Raw genomic sequence first — 23,045 nt, 5'->3', positions numbered from 1 at the left:
CTATTTGTTGATTTCCATATTGTTAATAAAAAAGAGTGAAGCTCTTAAATGAGTTTCACTCTGAAGATGAATGATTCATTTTAAATTTTAATTTTCCAAAATTCATATTGCTATGAATTATTTTATATCTTCTTCCAAGCGGTCAATAGAATATTCTTCCTCAGGTAAAGGTTCAGGAACCTTTTCAATATCCTTTTCTTGAAGACTTTTCAAATGCTCAATCAGTTCTAAAAGCTTCTCGTATTCGTCAATAGAAAATAATACAGCATCCGGTTTATTATTTTTTAAAATAAATATCTTGCCGAACTCTTCCGCTTTTTCTCTGCAAGTTTTATAATTCTTTATCATCTCCGAATTTGAGACTATTGCTTTTGTTAAAATGTTCATCTGAATTTTCCTAATCTTCTAATATATTCATATTATAGATCAATTACAACTATTTGTCAATGCTTTTTTACAACAATAATTCTAATTATTATTATAATTATTGTTTATACTTTTTCGCTCAGCCTGTAAGCCTCAGAATAACCCCCTGCAGCGAGATTGATAGCAAGACGTATAAAACAATCGAAGGAAAAAGTAAGACTTGTTTTTATAACACTTTGGAAATAAAAGAGGGGAGGCTCCTTTTGGGGCTCTATATCTAATCAGAAAAACAGACTAATTAAGATATTCCATAGAACAATCTTGGTTAGCCTGTTTTCCAAGGAAAGCATTTAACTAACTAATATGTAGAGCAATTTTCATGCCATTTGTTTTAATAGATTATAAAAAAGCATTATTCCCTTCCAATCAAGCTATCTGATACATTAGTTTTCTAAAAATCCATATCTTCGTTAAAATGCATTATTATAAAATTAATATATTTTTATTTCATTTATAACCTATAAAAAAATCTGTTTAAACTTCTTGACTTTTCCTTATTTTTTTAACATTATTAAATTAGTAATAGTTTAATAAAACTTTAATAATTAAGGAGATGTGCGATGGATAATATTCAAATACAATCTATCAATTTACCTGTACTAATTTACAACTATGAGAATAAAAAAATATATTCCAATGCCCATGCAGATGTCTTGTTTAATAGCACATTATCTCTCGAAAAATTTCAAATCTTTATAACTGATATTATTACTAGCAATGATATTTCAACTTCTTTTTACAAAATAATGGCTATAAACGAAGAAGAATACCTGGTCACCTTTATAAAAACAACGGAAGATTTTAACTACTTAATAACTATAGAAAATTCAAAGTCACTAAATACTGCTCTAAGAGAATCAACGATAATCAAAGATCTAGAGCTGGAATTTTATAATATTTTAGGTGCTATGCACGATGATTTTGTAATTATCGACAAAGACGGAGTTCTTGTCACGGTTCTTCCCAATTTTGAGTATATGTATGGTATCTCCAACGAAGAAGCAATAGGCAAAACGGTTTACGAAATGGAAGAACGAAAAATTTTTAGCCCTTCTGTTGCTATTCGAGTCTTTAAATCCGGAATGCCGGAAACTATGCTTCAATTAACTGGAGCAAATAAGTATCTTATGTGTACAGCAATCCCCATCAAAGATGAAAATAATAACATCATTAAAATAGTGAGTTATACAACCGATGTTACAAAATACCAGACGTTAAAAGATGAATATAACAAATTAGAAGAAACTTTAAAAATATATACTGCTGAACTTGAACAACTACGTCAGGGGCTAGGGTCATTCCCCTCGGTTATAGGCAACAGTCACTCTATTAAGAGCATCATTTCTACTGTTGATAAGATATCTAAATTTGATGCAAATGTCTTATTTACAGGTGAATCTGGTGTGGGAAAGACTATGTTTGCCAAATTAATGCATGCACAAAGCAGTCGGCAAAAGGGTCCTTTCATTGAAATCAACTGTGGAGCCATTCCTGATAGTCTGATGGAATCAGAATTATTCGGTTATGAAAAAGGGGCCTTTACCGGAGCGAATAAAGAAGGAAAGCCTGGTCTCATTGAACTTTCTAATAACGGCACTTTGTTTCTAGATGAAATTGGAGACTTGCCTCTCCATATGCAAGTAAAGTTATTAAAGGTTATCCAAGAAAAAAAGATTACAAGAGTTGGCAGCGTTAATGAAAAAGAGGTTGATTTCAGATTAATTACTGCTACCAACAAAGACCTTGAAGAGATGATCATACAAGGTAAGTTTAGAGAAGACTTGTTTTATCGGTTGAACGTCATTAGTATAAGTATTCCAAGTTTAAGGGAACGAAAAGAGGATATCTTTTTACTTAGTAAATATTTTATAGAGAAATTTAATCAACAATATAATATCACTAGAACACTATCAAATATTGCAATTGACTATTTGATAGAATATAGCTGGCCTGGCAACCTTAGGGAGTTAGAAAATACGATTGAAAGATTAGTTTTAACATCAGATAATTATATGATTACGGAAGAAGATTTACCATCAGCAATTAAATTGCACATGTTCAGTAACCCCATTTCGAATAATAAATCCCTCAAGTCACTGCTTCAAGCCGTTGAAGAGAAAGCCATTATAGAATGTTATAAAAAACATGGCACTTCTATTGGCGTAGCTAAAGAATTAGGGATCAGCCAGCCTTCCGCTTCTATAAAAATAAACAAATATATTAGTAAGCATTAGAAAGTATGAGGATGTCAATATAAATTGACATCCTCTTTCAATTGGTTTTAATTGTTTTTCTGTCCTCGCTCATAAGCAATAACAGCTGCTCCGATTGCACCTACAGCTTGCGGATGTGGAGCGGCAATGACCTCCATACCCAACACACTGCCCATTGTTGCAACCATATTCTCGTTGAGTGCAACACCTCCGGTCATAGCAATCTTGCTTTTGGCCCCTACGCGATTGCACATTCCGGCAACGCGCTTTGCGATAGCAACATGGGCTCCTTTTGCGACATCTTCAAGCTTTTCGCCGGAAGCAAGTCTGGAGATGGCTTCGCTCTCTGCAAAGACCGTACATACACTACTGATGGGAACTTCCTTTGTAGATTTTGCTGCTAAATCCGATAAATCTTTCAACTCACAGCCCAATACCCTCGACATAACCTCTAGGAATCTTCCTGTACCGGCAGCACACTTTTCATTCATGACAAAATTCTCTACATCGCCATGTTGATTCAGCCTTATGACTTTCGCATCTTGCCCTCCGATATCAATTACGGTAGCGATATCTCTGAGCAAATAACTTACACCCTTCGCATGGCAAGTAATCTCTGTGATTTGTTTGTCCGCATCTTTATAGGTAATCCGTCCATAACCCGTCACAACGGTAAAGGATATCTGATCTCTCGTAATTCCAGCCTGGTTCAGTGCATTTTCAAGTGCCTCTTCCACACCTCCGGTGCCGGTACCTTTATTGATCACTTGAATAGCAACCAGTTGACAGTTCCCGTCTACAATAGCAACTTTAGATGAAGATGATCCGATATCTATCCCTAAATACATTTTATCCAACCTTCCTTAATCCACCATTTCAGCAAAGCTTTGAATCCTCGTCCTTATCTGTTCAAACGATTCGATCTGCTGATCCAGTTCCAGATACAAAATAGGAATTCCCGCCTCTTCCAGCTGTGCCTTATAAACAGGATAATCAAATTCTTCCGGATCACAGAACTTCATCATGCAAACCACTACCGCTTTGGCGCCTGTCGCTTTCACCATATCGATCAGCATCTGCCCTCTGGATTTCTTTTCCTCGCATAAGAAGGTACATCCTCGCTGGTCAATAATCCTTCCTGCCATTCTCTCCCATACATCTCCTGACTCTCTGGAAACTGTTCGGTACTGCCTGGATTCCTGTGCAATATCATCGGCCACTACCGCCATATTATTTTCCGTAAAAATATCCAGAATCTCTACAGGTTCGCCTATGTACCCTGTGGTCACCACCTTAATCCCATCGAAGTCTTCTTTTGGCATTTTTTTCAATTCTTCCGTTATTAACTTAATCTCTCTCGTATAGATTGCCTTATCCATGAAATAACCGGCTTTGATCATTAAATGCCTTGTCTTTGCATGGATGGTTATCGGGTATTCCCTTGCAACTTCTACAAAATCCCGCATGGCTGCTCTATACTCTTCATATAGTGAGAATGCTTGTTTTACTTTTTCTTCATGTATAAGAGTGCCCGTCACTTTTTCCAAATCGGTTCTGATTCTTTTAAATTCGGCAATTAAATACTCTTCGCTCGCCTTTGTCCATCTTGTCTGAGGATATACTAATCCAATCATAGGAATATCCGGAACCGCAACTTTCCAATTTTCACACATACATTTTAAAGTGTCGCATAAAGCGGGAATAATGACTGCTTTCAAAGAGTGATAAGTTCCCCTCATTCCCAGTTCCAAATTTGCTCTCATAATCGAACAGCAGAATCCTTGCAAGTACTTATCCGCCAACTTTATTTCTGTTTTGCCGCCCCACATGCCAACCGGTAAAAATCCGCCGGCGTATACGATTTCTTCCGGCGTATAAATCGGGAAGCACCCTACCGCATCCTTTCCCGTTTCTGCAATGGACGCAGCAATTGTCTCCGCAGGATTTAATGCACGATGTTCCAACTTTTCAATGGTATCTTTTAAGATTGACATTACTTTCCCCCCTTTTCAGCTTTCTTTCTTTCCATCATTTCAACCAGCGCTTGAATTCTAGTCTCATACTGTGCTTCTGAAAATATTCTCGGGTCGGTCATGTCTCCATCAAATATGACGGAAGGGATGCCCGCTTTCTCCTCTATGCGGCGTTGTTGCTCGTATAGGGTAAAGTCCATCAGCTTGCAGCTTCTATTGGAGTGGAAAATGACACCGTCTATCGCAAACTCTTCCGCAAGTTTTCGCATCGTTGCGGATACATAATCGACATTTCTATTCGCATGATAATACGTATAGGCCCTTGCCATCCCTTCCAGGTCATTTGTTTCATAAAAGATTGACCATGCATCCGGGTACAATGACGTCACTACATTAATGCCATATTTCTTTAGTATTTTATAAGAAGGACTTAGGTTGGCCCAACAGGCAATGCCATCCCAAATAACCCTGTACTTTTCTTCTTCATTTTCCTTCCAAGGTCCCTGTCCAAGCCGAACTTTTTCTGCGAGCTCCTCGTACCAAAGTTTGAATAGATCCCTGCCTTCTTTCTTTCCTCGAATACAGACAGCCAACGCCATATAGTTAAACATATCAAATCCGTTCAGTGGGGAGGGGATTGCCTGCGCTGTAAAGCAGGCTTGTCTCCACCATTTCGCAGTTTCATTCGATACTTTCATTACTTCAGCCAGTTTATCATAGTCCATCTTACGTCCTGTAATTTCCTCCAGCTGAGTGATGGCATACTCAATTTGTCCTCTTATGTACTTAATACTGTGTTCCGTTGCTTCATAGGTATGATTGAATGGCATATCAATGAGAATAAACGGAATGTTCAACTCGGTCGCTAAATTTTCATACCATTTCGCTACCGTTGTACAAATATTATTGCAACAGAACACTACATCAGGCGCCGGTATGTTGCAAGCCTCCGAATGCATAATATCTTTATAGCCTAAGTTCACCCTGGCATAGGAGCAAATATCAATGGAATAGCCTTTTCCTTCCGCTTGTTCTAAAAATTCACTGGAACACTTTCGTGCACCGATTGCCGCTGCATGGTTTTCAGGATATACAACGTGAATATCCATTGCTTCAAGTAGTTCTTGCGGACTGATAGAAGTTGCCCATGCAACAAGCTTCCCGTCCTTTTTTGCCTGCATGGCTTCTGCATAATGCTGGTCGACCAATTCTCCCAGCCTTTGCTTCGATGTTTTTTTCGTTTCCATAATTACTCTCCTTCTTCATAGGATACATAGTTTATTATATTATATAATACAATATAACTTTACTGTACATCCCACTGCTGAATAATTTCAGGGATGATCTTCTTTAAATCGCCTACAATTGCATAATCTGCAACCTGAAAAATAGGAGCATCCGGATCCTTATTGATAGCCACAATAATATCCGACCGCTGCATACCCGCAAGATGTTGTATAGCTCCCGAGATACCACATGCAAAATAGATTTTAGGCTTTACCGTTGTTCCCGTCTGTCCGACTTGATGGGAATGATCCATCCATCCTAAATCTACTGCCGCTCTGCTTGCGCCAACTACGCCGTCCACTTTTTTCGCAAATTCTGAGATGAGTTCAAAGCCGGAAGCATCGCCAACGCCTCTTCCTCCTGAACATATAATCTCAGCATCCGTCAATGACACGAGTTCTTTTGCCTCACGCACTACTTCTACTACTTTTACATGAATATCTTGCTCTGTCAAACGAGCATCTACCTTCACTAATTCGCCTTTTGCTTCTTTTACAGGTTCAAGCTTGCTCATTACGCCCGGTCTTACCGTGGACATTTGAGGTCTTGTTTTAGGGCACACAATGGTAGCCATCAGGTTTCCTCCAAATGCCGGCCGTGTTTGTTTCAGAGCTTTGCTATCATCTTCCCGATTAAGTCCCGTGAGACTTGCCGTTGTGTTTGCTTCCAGATAATCCATATAATTTGCCGTACTGATATCCAGTCTTGTACAGTCTGCCGTCAGCCCTGTATCTAACCTTGCCGCAATTCTTGGCGCTAAATCCCGCCCTATATGTGTTGCCCCGAATAGGACAATTTCCGGCTTATATGTATGGATTGCATCAGTCATCACCTTTGCGTATCCGTCTGTCGTATAATGTTTAAGTAAAGGCTCATCTATCAAATATACGGTATCCGCACCATACGCATAAAGCTCTTCGGTAAGCTTTTCTACCCCATGTCCGACAAGCACGGCGCAAACCTTTGTATCCGGACTTATTTCTCTTGACAACCGGTGACCTTCCCCTAAAAGTTCTAACGCTACATTCAGAAGTTTACCATTTCTTTGTTCGGTATATACCCATACATCTCTGTATTCATTAAAGTTTATCACGTCTTCTTCCCTCCCTATATAATATGCTTTTCTCGCATGGAAGCAAGCAGATTGCCTGCCAATTCTTTTGCTGTATCCCCTTCCACTTTCAAACCCTCTCCCTTTGGTTTTGGGGTAAAGGACTTAAATACATTAGTCGGTGATGCCTTCAGCCCAACCTTATTCAGATCGACTCCGATATCTTCAGCACTCCATACTTTCATTTCCGCTTTGGTACTTTTTAAGATTCCTTTGATGGACATATATCTTGGGGTATTTAGTTCTTTGATTGCCGTAAGCACACAAGGTGTTTTCAGCTTCAACAATTCATAACCGTCTTCCAACGCTCTTTTTACGGTAATATGCGTCCCTTCCATATAGAATTCCTTTACATAAGTCACTTGAGGCAGGCCTAATTTTTCAGCAATTTGAGGTCCTACCTGAGCAGTATCTCCATCAATTGCTTGCCGCCCGGTAAAAATCAAATCATAGCTTCCGATCTTCTTTATTGCAGCTGCAAGGGCATTGGAGGTAGCCCATGTATCCGATCCGCCCAAGGCTCTATCCGACAAAAGGATCGTTTCATCCGCACCCATAGCGATGCACTCCTGAAGCATTTCCTTGGCTTGCGGAGGTCCCATCGTTACCACCACTACCTCTGTATCCGGATTGGAATCCTTAATCCGAAGAGCTTGTTCCAGTGCATTTGCATCATCATGATTTAAAATACTTGGTACGCCGTCTCTCATCAGCGTTCCGGTCTCCGGATTGATTTTAATCTCATTTGTATCCGGAACCTGTTTTACACATACTACTATCTTCATGTTTTTTCCTCCTACTTATTTAAATATGTCTCCGGCCATTACCATTTTCATCACTTCGGAAGTTCCTTCGTAAATTTCCGTAATCTTTGCATCCCGCATCATTCTCTCCACCGGATAATCCTTGATATATCCATATCCTCCATGGAATTGAACCGCCTTTGTCGTGACGTACATCGCTGTTTCCGAGCAGGCTAGCTTTGCCTCTGCGGCTTCTACTGTGCTTGGTAATCCATTTTGTCTTCTGTCCGCGGCATGATACAGTAAAAATCTGGCTCCGTCAATTCTGGTTTTCATGGCGGCCATTTCGAAAGCCAATGCCTGAAATTTGTCTAAACTCCTGCCGAACTGTTTTCTCTGTTTCATATAGGCTACCGTCTGGTCGAAAGCACCTTGCGCAATCCCCAGCGCTTGAGCTGCAATGCCAAGTCTTCCTACATCCAAGCTGGTCATTGCTACTTTAAACCCTTTTCCAAGAGGCCCCAGAAGATTTTCTTTCGGGATACAGCAATCCTCAAAAACAAGTTCCGCAGCTGTAGATGCTCTGATTCCCATCTTGTTTTCTTTTTTCCCTCTGGTGAATCCCGGTGTGCCTTTTTCTACGATAAACGCACTGATACCTTTCGTTCCTTTGCTTTTATCTGTCATAGCCATAATGACATAAACGTCTGCAATGCCACCACCTGAAATGAACACTTTCGTTCCGTTTAACACCCAATGGTCTCCCATATCCACCGCTTTTGTTTGCTGCATAGCGGCATCTGTACCTGCGTTTGGTTCCGTCAGGCCAAAGGCGCCAAGCTGTTCGCCCGATAACAGTTTTGGAAGATATTTTCGTTTCTGCTCTTCTGTGCCATAGGTAAAAATGGGCCAGCAGCACAATGCGTTATGCGTTTGAACAATAACGCCGTGGGATCCACATACCTTTGAAAGTTCCTCAATGGCCATTACATAGGTCACATAATCCAAGCCTGCTCCGCCGTATTCCTCCGGGAACGGCATGCCCATAACGCCCAGTTGCCCGAGCTTTGCTATCGATTCATAAGGGTATTTCGCCTCTGCATCCATCTCTTCACAAAAAGGAGCAATTTCTTTTTCCGCAAACTCTTTCAGCATCTTTTTTACCATCTGCTGTTCTCTTGAATAACTAAAATCCATTATTTTTCCTCCCTTACTGACTATTAAAATAAATTTTCGAATATGGATCGAATTTCATCCCTATCTAAGAATACATAATTATTTTTCAGCAGCCTTTGCTGGTTTTCGATGGTGCTGTCTGTAAATTCGTCAATCTGTGATTCTACCATTCCATATTCTCTTAACGGCTTTTTATGAATAAGCTTCCCTAAGAACTTTTCAAGTTCTCCGTAGATGTCTCCCTCTTTATCTACTTCAAGAATTTCTGCAAATATTTCGTTTATACGTTGGATTTTTCCATTTGGATTTTTTTTCATATATACCTTAAAAGTTTCTGTAAAGAATTGATAATTTGCTTCTCCATGCGGCACATGGAATGCACCCCCTATGGAATAGGACATGGCATGAACTGCTGCCGTACCGGTATTTCCAAATGCAACTCCCGCATAAGTAGCTGCGATAGCAAACTCTCTTAAATAGTTCAGTCTTTCTTCTTCGCCATGTTTTATAATTTCTTTATAGCCTTCCATAATCATTCGGATAGCCCGTAAGGCAAATAAATCTACAAATTCGGTGGCAGTTGGTGCAAGGCAGCCTTCTACCGCATGAATCAGTGCGTCAATGGAGCTTGTAATAAAAAACTTATACGGAAGACCTCTGATCGTTTCCGGTATTAGTACGGCATAATCTCCATACAACTGGTCTACCTGCAGCCCTTTTTTCGTATGTTTTGATTTTAACTCAGCGACAGAAACGTTTGTTACCTCTGAACCGGTACCGCAAGTGGTTGGAATTAAAACCAATTCCTTTATCTTTACAGGTTCCTTGGTTCCTTCAAATAAATCAATATATTTTACCGGTGGTTCCAACGCAAAAATTTTAGAGATGTCTATGATCGTACCGCCTCCAAATGCAATGATTCGATTGAACTTATATTTTTTCATTTCTTCTGCCATGGCATCCATCATCTCGTCTGACGGCTCACCGGCTCCATATTTTTCTTGAAAGATGATATTGGTGTCAATGCCAAGAGGCATCATATAAGGTTCATATAACCATTGATTGGTAATGATTAAGTCCTCTTTACCAATCTTGAATTCATCATTAAACTCCTTAAAGGTATCAAATATTTTAATGAATGGAACGATTCTTAAAGCTTTCATATGTTTTCCCCTTTCTCTTTCCTTAACATTTCTCATTAAACCGCAGTTCAAATTGCTTGCTTAATTCTTCCCTAAAATCAGGATCGGCAATGGCAATCAGACTTCTCGATCTTTCCTTAACGGTTTTCCACTTCAATTCAGCAATACCGAATTCAGTAATGACATAATCCACATCATGCTGGGACGTGGTAACCAACGTTCCGGCAGATAGACTTCCTACAATTTTCGAAACTTTAGTGCCATCCTTTTTCGTTGTCGTTGCATGCATGGCAATAATCGCTTTGCCTTTTCCATCGGTAGACATAGCAGCCCCTCTTATAAAATCCACTTGCCCGCCTACTCCGCTAAAAATTTTTCCATGGATACTTCCTGCATTCACCTGGCCCCAAAGATCCACCTCTATTGCAGAATTAATACATACAAACTTCGAACTTTCTCTTATTACAAGAGGGTTATTTGTATAATCTGCACATCGTAGCTCCACTGCAGGATTGTTGTTTACAAAGTCATAGAGCTTTTTTGTTCCATATAAGAAATTCACTACCATCTTATCTTTATCGATCGATTTTTCCGAGCAATTAATAATTCCTTCTTCATAAAGATCCACTACGCCATCCGATATCATTTCCGAGTGTATCCCCAGATTTCGCTTATTTTTCAGCGATGCCAGCACAGCATTCGGGATTCCTCCCATTCCAAGCTGAAGGGTAGAGCCATCCTCCACCAAGGAAGCACAATACTGCCCGATCTTTAGGTCTGCCTCTGTTGTTTCTGCCCACTTGACCTCAGGCAATGGGCTTGATACTTCAACAATATAGTCAAACTCATCAATATGTACAAATGCCTCCCCACCTACTTTTGGTACATATTTATTAATCTGTGCTATTACCGTCTTCGCTGATTTTATTGCTTGCATCGTGTAGTCACAAGAAACACCTACACAGCAAATTCCATTTTCATCAGGCGGAGACACCATAACCATAAAGACATCAACAGCAAGCCTTCTTTTTTTAATCATTTCGGGAATCTCGCTGAAATATACCGGAATAAAGTCCCCTTGACCTTCATGAATGGATGCTCTGGTGGCTTTATCCGTAAATAATCCAACATAGCGAAAATGTTCTCTCATTTCCGGTTTTGAATACGCGCCTCTGCCCAATGAGATCATGTGAGATACCACCACATCTCTATAGGCTTTGCAATTCTCCACCATCGCCTCTACTAATGCAGTTGGTTCAGACACTGCATGGGACAGCAATACGGTATCTCCAGATTTAATGTGCGTAACAGCTTCTTTAGAAGTTGTCAATTTACTCTTATAACGCTCTTGCCAACTCATTTTCAAACCTCCTCTTGTTTGTTCTTTAGGTACCCTCTTACCTATAACCAAGAGCAATAATCATGCCAATCTGCCAAAATTGTTAATGAAAATTCAAGGAAAAGTTATTTTGATTCCACATTTTAATTCTTTATATTGTTGTATTTAAAAAGTGCAATTGTTCCTTCGTTAAGTTCATAAAATATTAGTTAGTAATACGGCCTGATTATAATTATTGATATTGAAAATAGAAATAATAGAATAGCAGGAGGAAAAATCCTTTTGTGATTATTAAAAAATTAATAATTATTAATTTTTTAATAATCAGTGAAAATAACTACTATTTTGAAGGGAGAATAGCCTCACAAGACTCAGACGAATGAATCAGACTTAGAGAGGCTGCCAATAATCAGTTGACAGCCTCCTTAGCTGGTTTTCTTTTTGAAATTTTATATCTTTCCTTTTTAGTTATTAGATTTTTAAATTTCATTTCATTATCTTGCCATCATATCAACCATAAACATAGATGCCGCTGGGAAATATGTAACAATCATCAAAACGATAAATAGTGCTAAAATGAATGGTACAATATTTTTAAACATGGAATCTACTGAAATATGTGCAATCGATGATGCTACAAACAGATTTGGTCCATATGGAGGTGTCACAAATCCAATGGCCAGATTCATCGTTAAAACGATTCCAAATTGTATCGGAGACATTCCCAAGTTCGATACAACAGGAAGAAGAATAGGCGCCAGAATGATACAGGCAGGGATGTTATCAACTAAACACCCAACCACCAGTAGGAACAGGTTTATAAGCAGTAATAACAAAATCGCATTATCCGTTACACCTAAGAGGAAATCGGCTATTTTTTGAGGAATCTGATTCAAGCTTAAATAGGTCGAGAAAACCGTTGATAACCCTATCATGAAAGTGGTTATTCCATTTATGACTACGGTATCGAACAATGCCTGTTTTATATTTTTTAGATTCAATTCTTTATATACAAAGCCTCCGATAATAAAGGAGTAAATTACTGAGATTACAGCTGCCTCAGTCGGCGTAAAGATACCACCATATATACCGCCTAAAACAATTACCGGAGCAAGCAACGCCCAAATTGCACTTTTGAATTCAGTCCATACGCGAGCCATCGAAAACGGGACATGATCACCCACATAACCTCTTTTCTTGGATACAATATAGCAAGCAATCATCAATGCAATGCCCATTAATATCCCAGGTATAATGCCTGCTATGAATAAGTCCCCAATGGATGTGTTTGTTACAACGCCATAAACTACAAAAGGGATGCTAGGAGGAATGATAATCCCGATCGTTCCTGCTGAAGCACAGATTGCTGCACCAAAACTTCTCTCATATTTCTTCTCCTCCATCGCCGGGATCATCATGGAACCCATTGCAGATGTCGTTGCAATCGCTGATCCTGAAATGGCTCCAAAAAACATGCAGCCAACTGTCGTTACAATTCCAAGTCCTCCGGTGATTCTGCCAATAAAAACATTGGCAAAATTCAGTATTCTTTTTGCAATTCCACCGTGTGTCATTAATGTCCCTGCTAAAATAAAGAATGGAATCGCCATTAACGGGAAAGAGTCGACACCTTTTATTGCATTCTGTGCTATAAGAATGAGAGGAATGTCGGTATATACTATCAAGGACACCAAAGTTGCAGCTCCGATAGCATATCCAATTGGCATTCCAATTATGATCAATCCAAGCATACATATAAATAATACTGCGATTTCCATTTATGCAACTCCTCCTTTTATGAGTTTTTTAAATTCCGTCGATATACGGGCAATCAATCTTATACTTACTGCCAGACATGCTATAGGTACTGAAATTGCAACATATGCGATAGGTATCCGCATCCCTGCACTAAGTGAATTCATTGAAATCAAGGTCTCTGTATATTGAAAACCCGTAACGGTCAAAACAATCGTAAGAAAAATCCAAACGAAATAGATAAACAGTAGAAGTACGTTCTTTGATTTGAGTTTGCCTCTTCGTATAAACGCAGTTTCTAGCATTTGAACGCGAATATGCTCATTCTGCCTTAACCCTAAGCTTGTACCCAGCCATGAAAACCATATAAACAGATACCTGGAAAGTTCTTCTGTCCATGACGGTGCATCATTAAATACATAACGCATGACGACTTGATAAAAAATAAATAATACCGTCAGCATCAAACTACCAATTAAAAAATATTCCTCAATATTATTATATAAATCCATCGCTTTCTTTACTGGGCTCTTATTCTTCTCTATATTTAATAATTCTAAGTCTTTTTCCATTACCCTCCTTGTATGATAAGCATCTAAATAAAATGCTTATCATACTTTCCTTTCATTTATTATCATTAATTAGGGCACTTATAGCCTGTATTTATACTTGTTTAAATAGATAGATTCCTAACCAAGCCTTAGATCTTATTTAATCATATCAAAATATTTGGCCTCCACTTTGTCTTTCTGACCTGCTGAACCTGTGTAATCTTGAACCATCGGTGCAACAGCACTCTTAAATTTCGCCATGTTTTCTGGGGAAATTTCATTAACAATCATACCTGCATCTTGAAGCTTTTGAATAAAGTCTGCATCATTTTCGCTCTCTATTTTACGCTGCTTATCAATTAATATTGTTTTCGCTTCATTCGCTACAATCTGTTGCAAATCCTCAGGAAGATCATTAAAAAATTTAGCATTTACGAGTACCGCATCCAACGAATATACATGTCCGGTCAAGCTATAGTATTTTTGTACTTCCTGGAATTTAGATGCGTAAACCAAGCCGGCTCCGTTTTCCTGTGCATCAACAGTACCTTGCTGAAGAGCCGTATACACCTCACCGAAACTCATTGGAACAGGATTAGCCCCTAACAATTTGAACATTGTGATGTAAATAGGACTTTCCATTACTCTTATCTTAATCCCTTTTAAATCTGCCGGTTCGTTGATTGGTCTCACATTATTAGAGATATTGCGAAGTCCATTGTCTGCATATCCCAAATTGATCAATCCATATTGCGGCAACAGATCATTTAATGCCTGCCCAAATTCACCGTCTACATTGGAAAAACAATCTTCTCTTGAATCAAACAGGAACGGAATATCCAATGCCATAAAGTTAGAATTATAGCTTGCCAGAGGTGCAGTGGAAGCCATTGTCATTTGAATGGTACCCAATGCTGTGCCTTCGATTGCTTGAGCATCACCACCATATTGTCCATTTGGCAATATATTTACGGTAATAACACCACCGGATTTTTCTTCAACTGCTGCCTTAAATTCTTCAGCTACTGCATAAACAGACCTTCCTTCTGCTTCAACGTGCGCCAGTTGAATAACATATTTTTTATCGGATGAGTCTGCACCCTTGCTGTCATTGGTTGAACCACATCCGGCAAAGGTCCCAATCGTTAAGGTTAAACATACTAATGCAATCAATATCTTTTTCATTTCTATCCCTCCAAATTATTGTTTTCTGTTTTTTAAGTACAATTTATCAGCTTTTTATCTGATCTCTGTCCATTTATCCGCCCTCCTTTTCTAAATATTTTTAATTTTGAATCTAATTAGAATAGTGCAATTTATATGCCAATTAACAAATCAAATAAGAAATACAGCTCTCAACCGTTTAATTGGAAGATAAGAGGAGTATACATTCTGTTTCATCAGGTCAGACAAATTTCCATTCATTATTATTAATTTTTTAATTTTTTATTAAAATCCTGATAAAAATTACTAGCATATTTATACATTTTTTATATATTCCTTCCTTTTGTTTTGGTATTAAAACACGGCATCAGCCGCTCTGCCTCCAAATTGTGGGGGCTGATTGAGCAGGAACAAACGTAGAAGTCTGTTTGCCTCTTAACAGCAAATATGTTATAATAAAATCTTATAACATATTATTCAGATGATTAAATTGTAAAAATAAAGATAAATGATAGATTAAATATAGACTTGTTTAAGTTGAGAAAAGGGAAAAAATATGAATGAAGTAAAAGAAATACAAGAAAAAAACATTGAGAAGTTTAAGGATTATCCACTTGATAATTCTATCAAAAGAGCACTGAGCGAGTTAGGGTTCAAACAACCTTTGGAGGTTCAGGCCAAAGTAATTCCAATGATTTGGGAAGGCAAAGATTTAATTGTAAAGTCACAAACAGGAAGTGGTAAAACTGCAGCGTTCGCCATTCCTATCTGTGAAAAAATTGATGTAGAACTTGAGAGTCCACAAGTATTGGTTCTGACACCTACGCGAGAATTGACAGAACAAGTAAAACAGGACTTTGCTGATATTGGTAAATACAAGGGTGTAAAATGCTGTGCTTTATATGGCAAACAGCCTATGGAACAGCAAAGAAAAGAATTAAAACAAAATACGCCACATGTGATTGTCGCTACCCCCGGGAGAATGATGGACCATCTATTAAATAAGAATGTAAAACTCCATGATATTAAATACCTGGTGATTGATGAAGCGGATGAAATGTTGATTATGGGCTTTAAAGAGCAACTGGAAGCTATCATAAAAAAAATCCCTAAAGAGAGGGTAACGTTACTCTTCTCTGCAACGATACCTGATGAAGTTCATTTCTTGAGCCAAGAATTTATGAGTCATCCTGAAAATATCGAAATTGAAGCAGAAGTCTCAAATCTTGAAAAGATTGAACAGATTTACTATGCAGTGGACGGGCTTAAAAAAGTTGACTTTATAAAAAAAGTTATCGAAAGAGAACGTCCAAGGAAAGCCATCATGTTCTGTAATACACAAGAGCAAGTTACTAATTTGTTTGAAATCTTTAGGAAATGGGGTAACTTTACCTGCGCCGTACATGGCGGTATGGAGCAACAAATGCGTACGGAACAATTAAATGCCTTCAAAAGAGGGGAATATAAAATGCTTATTGCTACTGATGTAGCAGCAAGAGGTTTACACGTACAAGGTATCACTCACGTCATAAACTATGGCGTCCCATTCGAACATGAACAATACGTGCACAGAATTGGCAGAACAGGTCGTGTGGATCAACACGGTATTGCTATCACGATGGTAATCCCAAGTGAAATGGATCGATTTCATGAACTTGAAAAGTTCCTCGGCTATACTATTCCATGCAAAGGCGGGCATGTAGATAGAAAGCCCCCGAAGGCAGAATCTACACGCAGAACTGGTCGGGAAAGATATAAAGCAGATAACCGTAAAGGGCAGAAGCCTTTCGTACAGTTCAATGCTGGTAGAGATAACAGTTCCTTGAAAACAAGTGATTTCCTTGCGGCTATCAGGCGCGTGGACGGTATTCGCAATGAAGACATTGGAAAAGTGGACATCAGAGGCAATATAACCAATGTTGAAATTTCAGATGGAAAAGAAGCACTAGTAATTAAAGCTTTTAAGACAAAGACCATTAAAGGCAAACTTTATAAGGTAAAAAAAGGATAGGTAATGTTAGCGTGGTTCATCGACCACTGTTTTCCCGGGTTCAGCCCGCGTTTCGTAATTCGCAGCGCGGGCTTTTATAGTGGGAATGGTGCTGCTCACTGGCGATCTTATTCTTATGACGGACAGCTCCAATCACCTTTCGGGCAGCAGCGCGCCCGTCTTAAGGAGTTTTAAAACATAACCGGGATTTACGAATCACCGATATGATTTCGCATAAATAGATACACAGTCCTCGACGCTCAAATCCACCCTGTCGCAACCAAACAGTCTGCCCATCGTCGCTTTTGCATTTATTGCGAGTGTCTCAAACTCTTCCGGCTTTATGCCATAGTCGGACATCTTTAAATCATCCACACCACAGTCCTCTTGCAGTTTGGTCAGCATTGTGATGAAATCCTCCGGTCTGCTTGCGTCTTCCTTGCCCATCGCTTTGGCCATACGGATAAAACGCTCATCACACACATGCTTTTCCATAAAGAAAGTGAAATATGCCTTGCTCAGAATGATGAGCCCCGCCCCATGCGGCAACTCCTGATGATAAGCGCTCAGGGCATGCTCCAGAGAGTGTTGGCTGCTCGTTGAGCCAACAACCATTTCGATACCGGAAAGATAATTGCCGAATGCAACTTTTTCACGCGCCTCCATATCCTCTCCGTCATGCACGGCTTTGGGCAAATAACGACTGACGTTTTCAATGGCAGTGATCCCGACCATATCGCTCATCGGATTGGCAAATTTGGAAATATAGCCTTCGGCACTGTGAAAGAAGGCGTCGAAACCTTGATAAGCCGTAAATTCCGGCGGTACGCTCGTCATCAGTTCGGGGTCAATGATTGCGATTTTCGGGAATAACTCATCAATGCCTCCGAAGCCAATCTTTTCATGTGTTTCCACATTAGTAATGACGCCCCAGGCGTCTGTTTCGCTGCCTGTGCCTGCTGTCGTTGTAACAGCGATGATAGGCAAAGGCTTATTTTTAATAGGCATGGCCTTGCCAGTCTTGCCGAGGGCGTAATCCCATAAGTCGCCGTCATTTGTTGCTGAAACCGCGATAGCTTTCGACGCATCCATAACACTGCCCCCTCCGAGAGCAACAATAAAATCACAGCTGTTGGCACGGGCAAAAGTGCCGCCTTCTTCGACGGTAGTTTTCAGCGGATTCGGCTGTATCCTATCAAATACAGTTGTTTCGATTCCTGCCATATGCAATTGTTCCTCCGTTCGAGTAAGATACCCGTTGTCTTTGGTTGATTTGCCGTTAGAAATGACAATCATCGCCTTTTTGCCGGGCATGGCCTGCTCATGCAGGTGATTCAACATTCCTGCGCCGAAAAGCGCTCTTGTTGGTACATAATAATTAAAACTCATTTTTCTTTTCTCCTATTACCTTTATGATCTATTCAACTTATTCAGCTATGCGGGAAAAATAGACACTCAGAATTCTCTTGTCCATAGAGATACTCCTTTTAAATTTTTGATTAAATATTATTTCTGCTTTCAATAACAGCGTAGCACTTGGAGCTAACTCCAAGTCAAGAGGTTATTTTTATTTTTTTATTTCATGTGTTACAATTTGGCGAAAAAAAAGAAAAGACGCAAAAGTCATCCTCTCACGTCTGCATTTTAACTTCTCTCACTAACAGCTTCAAGTCATTGGAATTCACAGGATTATGGTCCCTTATTCCCACGTTTTTAACTGGGAAGTTTTAAATGTCCATTCGGGCGTTTTCAGAATATCTTCTATATTTGCAGAAAACCAAGGAGAACCTTCGCTATCCCCTTTTAAAATCTGAATGTCTTGCGCCGGCATATAACTTTGAGCCAGCATAAAGATTTTTTCTCCGGTATTTTCATTCGAAGCCATGTCGACAACAATGACGCAATGACCTGGAGAACCGCCTTGTATAAATACATCGCCTATAGCCAGATCTGAAAAAGGCTTCGCAATTAATTCGTTTTCTAACGATAAAGTAGAAGCATAAGCATAAACGATATCCAGATATCTTTGAAAACTCTCATAGGAGCTATTACTGCTACTGTTACTGATCCATGACACTTTACTGCCATCCACAGATATGCCGTAGCCATCCGCCCATTTCGAAAATTCCGCATTAAAACCGCTCACAAAGTGAAAGCGGATTTCATTAAATCGCTCCTCATCATATAAATATTCTGCTCTCAATCGTATGACAGCATCGGCACACTGCTGCAAGTCTCTTTCGCCCAAGTTAAAGTCAACAACCGCCAAATAAGCATCTCCCGATTTTTCTCTGCCATCATAATATTTTACTTTTGTACCATCTGGCTTTAAGGGCAGATCCTGAAGGTAGTGTGAAAAGGACTTCACTTCTGATTCCTGCCTTACAAATCCCGGAGGAACGTCAAACCGTTCTGCAATGGTTTGTCCATTGGTATTGATAAGTGATACGACATGGCTTTCAGTGGTATTTGTTTCAGGCGACTCCTGAGCTGGGTGATTATTGGTGCCTTTACAGCCAACCAATAAACAGCAGATACCTACGCAAAGAATGATAATGGTGAGCAATCTTTTCATGCTAAACCTCCCTATATGGTAAGACAAAATTGCTATCATTTAACCAAGGTATAACTTCATACTTGTTGCTCCCGCTTTGACCTGCGGGGTGAACTCCGTTTCACCTTGATATCCAGCAATTTAATCGCTTCATAAGTACAATGAAGTTCTGTTTGTATTTGCTCTTTTTCATCGTTACTGCATTGGAGATTATCCAATACTGCGGCGGCAGCTTTCGTATAATTCCGCTTGTATTTCGTGTTTAATTCCGTCCAGTTGATGCCTGCAAAGTAAGAGGCGATCCTCCTATCCAAGGGCAACTTTTCTTGCTTCATCAAAACAGCTATGACCGGATACCCGGCATACCCCTGCCAATACGTTGCATTGTCGTCTGACGTATAAAGGTTCCCGTCCCATGCAACGGTATACTCCTTGCTTCTGTCGGAAGAAAGGACAGCCGCATGATCTGCATGCAAAATAATTCGATTATCCGCTATTGCACTGTACGCTTCATAAATCTTCTCGATCGGGGGCAATTTATCTAACATCAACTCTACCTCCTCCTATTTGAGTTATACTTATAATCTTACCGAAAAACCGGAAATTAATCTCTTTTACTAATTTCATTTGTTATCAATGATTTCGAAATATACATCGTTTTGATCAGGTTCTTAAAACGGGTATGATGAGAGGTTCCTTCCACAAATTTTCGCTGTGCTTTTTCACATTTGCTAATAATTGATGAGACGGGTCGTAACGCTTCAATCAATTCTTCTTTTGTATATTGGTTCATAACATTTTCATCGGTTATCAATGATTTTGAAATATACATCGCTTTTATCCTGTTCTTAAGGAGTGTGTGCTGAGAGGTGCCCTCTGCAAATTTTGGCTGTATTTTTTCACATTTACTGATACTTGAAGATAAAACTAGCAGCGCTTCTAACAATTCTTCTCTTGTATATTTTTCCATAGAATTTCACCTCAATTTCCTGTTTTTTATGTAGTTATAAAATGTCATGCATTTCACAGTCCCTCTCCATCTCATTGTCAAGTTAGCTTTACAATATGACAAGTACACTTGACATCTTATTTTACTAATGTTATACTTCCATTAGTAAAGGAGGAGGTATTCCCTTGGATGATAAAACAAAACTTAAGAATCGTTTAAAGGTTACACGGGCCGAAATTAATATTTCTCAGGAACAACTTGCTAATATGGCAGGGGTATCTCGGCAAACAATCGGTTCCATTGAATCAGGACAATATTGCCCGACCGCTAAACTTGCATTAATCCTTTCCAAGTGCTTGCAAAAAAGCTTTGAAGATCTATTCTATTTAGAGGAGGAAGATAGTCATGAAGAAAAAAGAACAAGGTAACAATACCTCTCTTTACGGTATCGTTGATGAGCGAACAAAAGCCGTTGTATACCAAGGGGATGCGTATACCGGACGATTTATGTTGTTTGCAATACTCTTTGACGTTTTTATTCGCGGATTAGAACTCAACATCTCGTTTATAGATTCCAATTGGGATTTAATGTTGATCGTACTCATCGGCGGTTTCATTTCCACTGCATATCAAATTAAAAGCAAAGTTATATTTAACCGTCCGTTCTCTCGAAGTTTTCTTTTTCTTATTGCTATAATAGGCATAAGTACTTTGATTGCATTTATTATTAATTTCTTTTTTTAAAGATCAGTCAACAATATAAAGGTTGTGATGAATTTTTAATGTCTCACAGCCTTTTTGTGAGCGCGGCATCTATTCTCTATTTCTGAGCATCAAGAATAAACATCAACTAAATATTCACGCATGGCATTTGATGCTGCCTTTGCAATTTGGATTCTTTCAGAAGTGTCGTAACTATCAGCTATACGTGCAGCAACTTTTATCAATTTTAATATCTCTTATTCTATCGCTAAATTCTTTAAATGTAGGTTCGGACATTCGATTCATTCTCCCTCAATGTGTAAAAGTAGGTATGTTCAAGCATACTAAGTTCATATATTCTGCGTACTTGTATCATTTATTCATTCTAAGTATAATAAATATACTATATGAAATCAAGGAGTGAAAACCACATGAATACAACCATTTATTATTTTTCAGGCACCGGAAACTGTCTAAAGGTAGCCAAAGATCTAAGTGAACAATTAGAAGATGCCAAAATCGTAAAGATTTCTAACAAAAATATGTCCTACTTGAAAGACACACAATCCGACGCAATAGGTTTTGTTTTCCCCGTGTATTTTTTAGGTATCCCGGCAATGTTAAAAAGCTTTATTGAAAACTTGCAGATTAATAACGATGCCTATATTTTTGCTATTGCAACTTATGGCGGCTCGATAGGTGCGCCCTTTAAAGAAATCAGAACATTACTTCAATCAAAAAATATTGAGTTATCTGCAGAATTTGCTATGATGATGCCTGGTAACTATCAAGTACTCTATCCCCCTGTTTCTCCGGAAGAGCAGACTAAACTTTTCAAAAATGAACAAGAGCAAATTAAGTCCATCGCTTCAGCCGTAAAAGCAAGCCAGCATGTCACCTATAAGGTTAGTGCATTGATCAATGCTTTTAGTAAACCCCTATATTCGATTTTCTTTAAGCCAAAAGAAAAGGACAAATACTTCTGGACTGATGAGCAATGTAATGGATGTGGAATATGTTCGCAGGTTTGTCCGGCAAACAATATTATTATAAAAGAAGGAAAACCTACATGGACACATCAATGTGAGGCCTGTCTTGCTTGCCTGCAATGGTGCCCTCAAGCATCAATTCAATATAAGAAATCCACGGTTAATAGAGGTCGTTATCATCATCCGGAAATAGAATTAAAGGAATTTCTTGAAAGAGAAATCGAGTAGGAGGATTGCTGCCAATCCTCCTTAATCGTCTAATTTCAACACTAATCGCTAATTAACGATATAATATTTATACATCAATATTAGAATATTACCTCATTACAAAATGTGGAGATGCGGTCATGCGGTATTATTGTCATCAGACAAACATCATCACCCATTTTTATACTTTTTAATAATTCTACATCGACCTCGCAGCCAAAGGCTTTTTCAAAGAGAACCTTGCTATACCCTGTCGTACACTGGCACCATGTGTTCGTTTCAAGTATGTCCACATCCGCGAGCATAGGGCAGGGGCAAAATTGAAATTGCAGATAAGTTACGCCGTCCTGATAAAACAGACCCGCCGCTTTTGCTTTCTCGGAGCTTGCAAATTCTTCCATGCTAGAGGAAGATGCGATCAGATTCTTTACCAGCGCTAGCTTTTCATCCATCCCATAACCGCACTGGCAGGACATCCTGATTTGCTTTGTGGTTTCCGGATCAAATTTATTTTCTAATCTTCGCATAGCAGACTTCGTCCAAGAAGCGTTATCTTGGCTCTCGGCCGACCCATCGTTTCCATACACAATCGCTTTTGCTGTTTCATCATCACTTTCCCGCTTAACCGCTTCGTAAATAACCTGTTCCTGAATCTTTCTTATATCAAACATTTCTACACCTCCATGGCCGTATTAAAAAAGACCTATTGCTAAAAATGATAACGATCCCCTCTGGATCAGTCTCATTTTAGCAATAGGTCTTAGCGCTAAACTT

The 23,045-nt window shown here is 39.0% G+C and carries 22 protein-coding genes; 5 read left to right on the top strand and 17 right to left on the bottom strand.

The window, feature by feature from the left end:
• Positions 1 to 117: 117 nt before the first annotated feature.
• Entirely contained in the window at positions 118 to 387 is a 270-nt protein-coding gene (locus JYB65_RS09400; RefSeq protein ID WP_206582407.1) for a type II toxin-antitoxin system prevent-host-death family antitoxin, read from the bottom strand.
• Positions 388 to 986: 599 nt separating this feature from the next.
• On the opposite strand from JYB65_RS09400, the gene JYB65_RS09395 reads away from it, so the two are divergent.
• Positions 987 to 2,660, top strand: a complete 1,674-nt coding sequence (locus JYB65_RS09395; protein ID WP_206582406.1) for a sigma-54 interaction domain-containing protein — start codon at positions 987 to 989, stop codon at positions 2,658 to 2,660.
• A gap of 47 nt (positions 2,661 to 2,707) precedes the next feature.
• Here the strand turns inward: JYB65_RS09395 and JYB65_RS09390 are convergent, their stop codons facing one another.
• The 11 genes from JYB65_RS09390 to JYB65_RS09340 all read right to left on the bottom strand — a co-directional run bounded on the left by JYB65_RS09390 (position 2,708) and on the right by JYB65_RS09340 (position 14,901).
• Positions 2,708 to 3,487 carry an acyl-CoA dehydratase activase gene (locus JYB65_RS09390; RefSeq protein WP_206582405.1) on the bottom strand — a complete coding sequence of 260 codons (780 nt, stop codon included), beginning with the start codon at positions 3,485 to 3,487 and terminating at the stop codon, positions 2,708 to 2,710.
• Positions 3,488 to 3,502: 15 nt separating this feature from the next.
• Positions 3,503 to 4,633 (bottom strand): 2-hydroxyacyl-CoA dehydratase subunit D, encoded by a 1,131-nt coding sequence (locus JYB65_RS09385; RefSeq protein WP_206582404.1) that lies wholly within the window; start codon positions 4,631 to 4,633, stop codon positions 3,503 to 3,505.
• The gene (locus tag JYB65_RS09380; RefSeq protein WP_206582403.1) at positions 4,633 to 5,859 is read right to left on the bottom strand and encodes a 2-hydroxyacyl-CoA dehydratase subunit D; all 1,227 of its coding nucleotides are present in this window, start codon (positions 5,857 to 5,859) and stop codon (positions 4,633 to 4,635) included. Before JYB65_RS09380 ends, JYB65_RS09385 begins: the two co-directional genes overlap by 1 nt.
• 59 nt (positions 5,860 to 5,918) lie before the next feature.
• On the bottom strand, positions 5,919 to 6,989 hold the full coding sequence (locus tag JYB65_RS09375) for an electron transfer flavoprotein subunit alpha/FixB family protein (protein WP_206582483.1): 1,071 nt from the start codon (positions 6,987 to 6,989) through the stop codon (positions 5,919 to 5,921).
• A 17-nt stretch (positions 6,990 to 7,006) separates the two neighbouring features.
• Positions 7,007 to 7,795: an electron transfer flavoprotein subunit beta gene (gene etfB / locus JYB65_RS09370; protein WP_206582402.1), complete on the bottom strand. Its 789-nt coding sequence runs from the start codon at positions 7,793 to 7,795 to the stop codon at positions 7,007 to 7,009.
• Positions 7,796 to 7,810: 15 nt separating this feature from the next.
• Positions 7,811 to 8,950, bottom strand: a complete 1,140-nt coding sequence (locus JYB65_RS09365) for an acyl-CoA dehydrogenase (protein ID WP_206582401.1) — start codon at positions 8,948 to 8,950, stop codon at positions 7,811 to 7,813.
• Positions 8,951 to 8,973: 23 nt separating this feature from the next.
• Positions 8,974 to 10,092: a 4-hydroxybutyrate dehydrogenase gene (locus JYB65_RS09360; RefSeq protein ID WP_206582400.1), complete on the bottom strand. Its 1,119-nt coding sequence runs from the start codon at positions 10,090 to 10,092 to the stop codon at positions 8,974 to 8,976.
• Between the two features lie 22 nt (positions 10,093 to 10,114).
• Entirely contained in the window at positions 10,115 to 11,431 is a 1,317-nt protein-coding gene (locus tag JYB65_RS09355; protein WP_206582399.1) for an acetyl-CoA hydrolase/transferase family protein, read from the bottom strand.
• Between the two features lie 473 nt (positions 11,432 to 11,904).
• A complete protein-coding gene (locus JYB65_RS09350; RefSeq protein ID WP_206582398.1) occupies positions 11,905 to 13,188 on the bottom strand; it encodes a TRAP transporter large permease in 1,284 nt (427 codons plus the stop codon).
• On the bottom strand, positions 13,189 to 13,737 hold the full coding sequence (locus JYB65_RS09345) for a TRAP transporter small permease (protein WP_206582397.1): 549 nt from the start codon (positions 13,735 to 13,737) through the stop codon (positions 13,189 to 13,191).
• 135 nt (positions 13,738 to 13,872) lie between these two features.
• A complete protein-coding gene (locus JYB65_RS09340) occupies positions 13,873 to 14,901 on the bottom strand; it encodes a TRAP transporter substrate-binding protein (protein WP_206582396.1) in 1,029 nt (342 codons plus the stop codon).
• Positions 14,902 to 15,436: 535 nt separating this feature from the next.
• On the opposite strand from JYB65_RS09340, the gene JYB65_RS09335 reads away from it, so the two are divergent.
• Complete coding sequence (locus tag JYB65_RS09335; protein WP_206582395.1) at positions 15,437 to 16,891, top strand: DEAD/DEAH box helicase; 1,455 nt, start codon at positions 15,437 to 15,439, stop codon at positions 16,889 to 16,891.
• A 195-nt stretch (positions 16,892 to 17,086) separates the two neighbouring features.
• On the opposite strand, the gene JYB65_RS09330 is transcribed toward JYB65_RS09335, so the two are convergent.
• From JYB65_RS09330 to JYB65_RS09315, 4 genes are all read right to left on the bottom strand, one after another.
• The gene (locus JYB65_RS09330; protein WP_206582394.1) at positions 17,087 to 18,259 is read right to left on the bottom strand and encodes an iron-containing alcohol dehydrogenase; all 1,173 of its coding nucleotides are present in this window, start codon (positions 18,257 to 18,259) and stop codon (positions 17,087 to 17,089) included.
• A gap of 310 nt (positions 18,260 to 18,569) precedes the next feature.
• Positions 18,570 to 19,445 carry a DUF4846 domain-containing protein gene (locus JYB65_RS09325; protein ID WP_206582393.1) on the bottom strand — a complete coding sequence of 292 codons (876 nt, stop codon included), beginning with the start codon at positions 19,443 to 19,445 and terminating at the stop codon, positions 18,570 to 18,572.
• A 56-nt stretch (positions 19,446 to 19,501) separates the two neighbouring features.
• Positions 19,502 to 19,972 (bottom strand): hypothetical protein, encoded by a 471-nt coding sequence (locus tag JYB65_RS09320; RefSeq protein WP_206582392.1) that lies wholly within the window; start codon positions 19,970 to 19,972, stop codon positions 19,502 to 19,504.
• 56 nt (positions 19,973 to 20,028) lie between these two features.
• The gene (locus JYB65_RS09315) at positions 20,029 to 20,394 is read right to left on the bottom strand and encodes a hypothetical protein (protein WP_206582391.1); all 366 of its coding nucleotides are present in this window, start codon (positions 20,392 to 20,394) and stop codon (positions 20,029 to 20,031) included.
• 164 nt (positions 20,395 to 20,558) lie between these two features.
• On the opposite strand from JYB65_RS09315, the gene JYB65_RS09310 reads away from it, so the two are divergent.
• From JYB65_RS09310 to JYB65_RS09300, 3 genes are all read left to right on the top strand, one after another.
• Positions 20,559 to 20,801 (top strand): helix-turn-helix transcriptional regulator, encoded by a 243-nt coding sequence (locus JYB65_RS09310; protein WP_206582390.1) that lies wholly within the window; start codon positions 20,559 to 20,561, stop codon positions 20,799 to 20,801.
• Positions 20,779 to 21,117, top strand: coding sequence for a hypothetical protein (locus JYB65_RS09305; protein ID WP_206582389.1), 339 nt, complete (start codon positions 20,779 to 20,781; stop codon positions 21,115 to 21,117). The genes JYB65_RS09310 and JYB65_RS09305 overlap by 23 nt, the downstream gene beginning before the upstream one ends.
• Positions 21,118 to 21,506: 389 nt before the next feature.
• The gene (locus JYB65_RS09300; RefSeq protein ID WP_206582388.1) at positions 21,507 to 22,292 is read left to right on the top strand and encodes an EFR1 family ferrodoxin; all 786 of its coding nucleotides are present in this window, start codon (positions 21,507 to 21,509) and stop codon (positions 22,290 to 22,292) included.
• An 80-nt stretch (positions 22,293 to 22,372) separates the two neighbouring features.
• Here the strand turns inward: JYB65_RS09300 and JYB65_RS09295 are convergent, their stop codons facing one another.
• A complete protein-coding gene (locus JYB65_RS09295; RefSeq protein WP_206582387.1) occupies positions 22,373 to 22,942 on the bottom strand; it encodes a DUF6144 family protein in 570 nt (189 codons plus the stop codon).
• Positions 22,943 to 23,045: the final 103 nt, after the last annotated feature.

Source organism: Clostridium aminobutyricum, assembly GCF_017255415.1.
Taxonomy (GTDB): domain Bacteria; phylum Bacillota; class Clostridia; order Peptostreptococcales; family Anaerovoracaceae; genus Aminipila; species Aminipila aminobutyrica.
Note: the sequence above shows the minus strand (reverse complement) of the source record. Positions and strands in the feature narration are given on the sequence as shown.

Excerpts from the sequence above, each read along its gene's own strand:
- JYB65_RS09335 (WP_206582395.1), top strand. The coding sequence starts at position 15,437 with ATGAATGAAGTAAAAGAAATACAAGAAAAAAACATTGAGAAGTTTAAG.
- JYB65_RS09340 (WP_206582396.1), bottom strand. The coding sequence starts at position 14,901 with ATGAAAAAGATATTGATTGCATTAGTATGTTTAACCTTAACGATTGGG.
- JYB65_RS09360 (WP_206582400.1), bottom strand. The coding sequence starts at position 10,092 with ATGAAAGCTTTAAGAATCGTTCCATTCATTAAAATATTTGATACCTTT.
- JYB65_RS09365 (WP_206582401.1), bottom strand. The coding sequence starts at position 8,950 with ATGGATTTTAGTTATTCAAGAGAACAGCAGATGGTAAAAAAGATGCTG.
- JYB65_RS09325 (WP_206582393.1), bottom strand. The coding sequence starts at position 19,445 with ATGAAAAGATTGCTCACCATTATCATTCTTTGCGTAGGTATCTGCTGT.
- JYB65_RS09295 (WP_206582387.1), bottom strand. The coding sequence starts at position 22,942 with ATGTTTGATATAAGAAAGATTCAGGAACAGGTTATTTACGAAGCGGTT.
- JYB65_RS09320 (WP_206582392.1), bottom strand. The coding sequence starts at position 19,972 with ATGTTAGATAAATTGCCCCCGATCGAGAAGATTTATGAAGCGTACAGT.
- JYB65_RS09400 (WP_206582407.1), bottom strand. The coding sequence starts at position 387 with ATGAACATTTTAACAAAAGCAATAGTCTCAAATTCGGAGATGATAAAG.
- JYB65_RS09305 (WP_206582389.1), top strand. The coding sequence starts at position 20,779 with ATGAAGAAAAAAGAACAAGGTAACAATACCTCTCTTTACGGTATCGTT.
- JYB65_RS09345 (WP_206582397.1), bottom strand. The coding sequence starts at position 13,737 with ATGGAAAAAGACTTAGAATTATTAAATATAGAGAAGAATAAGAGCCCA.
- JYB65_RS09330 (WP_206582394.1), bottom strand. The coding sequence starts at position 18,259 with ATGAGTTTTAATTATTATGTACCAACAAGAGCGCTTTTCGGCGCAGGA.
- etfB (WP_206582402.1), bottom strand. The coding sequence starts at position 7,795 with ATGAAGATAGTAGTATGTGTAAAACAGGTTCCGGATACAAATGAGATT.
- JYB65_RS09315 (WP_206582391.1), bottom strand. The coding sequence starts at position 20,394 with ATGGAAAAATATACAAGAGAAGAATTGTTAGAAGCGCTGCTAGTTTTA.
- JYB65_RS09355 (WP_206582399.1), bottom strand. The coding sequence starts at position 11,431 with ATGAGTTGGCAAGAGCGTTATAAGAGTAAATTGACAACTTCTAAAGAA.
- JYB65_RS09300 (WP_206582388.1), top strand. The coding sequence starts at position 21,507 with ATGAATACAACCATTTATTATTTTTCAGGCACCGGAAACTGTCTAAAG.
- JYB65_RS09350 (WP_206582398.1), bottom strand. The coding sequence starts at position 13,188 with ATGGAAATCGCAGTATTATTTATATGTATGCTTGGATTGATCATAATT.
- JYB65_RS09380 (WP_206582403.1), bottom strand. The coding sequence starts at position 5,859 with ATGGAAACGAAAAAAACATCGAAGCAAAGGCTGGGAGAATTGGTCGAC.
- JYB65_RS09395 (WP_206582406.1), top strand. The coding sequence starts at position 987 with ATGGATAATATTCAAATACAATCTATCAATTTACCTGTACTAATTTAC.
- JYB65_RS09385 (WP_206582404.1), bottom strand. The coding sequence starts at position 4,633 with ATGTCAATCTTAAAAGATACCATTGAAAAGTTGGAACATCGTGCATTA.
- JYB65_RS09390 (WP_206582405.1), bottom strand. The coding sequence starts at position 3,487 with ATGTATTTAGGGATAGATATCGGATCATCTTCATCTAAAGTTGCTATT.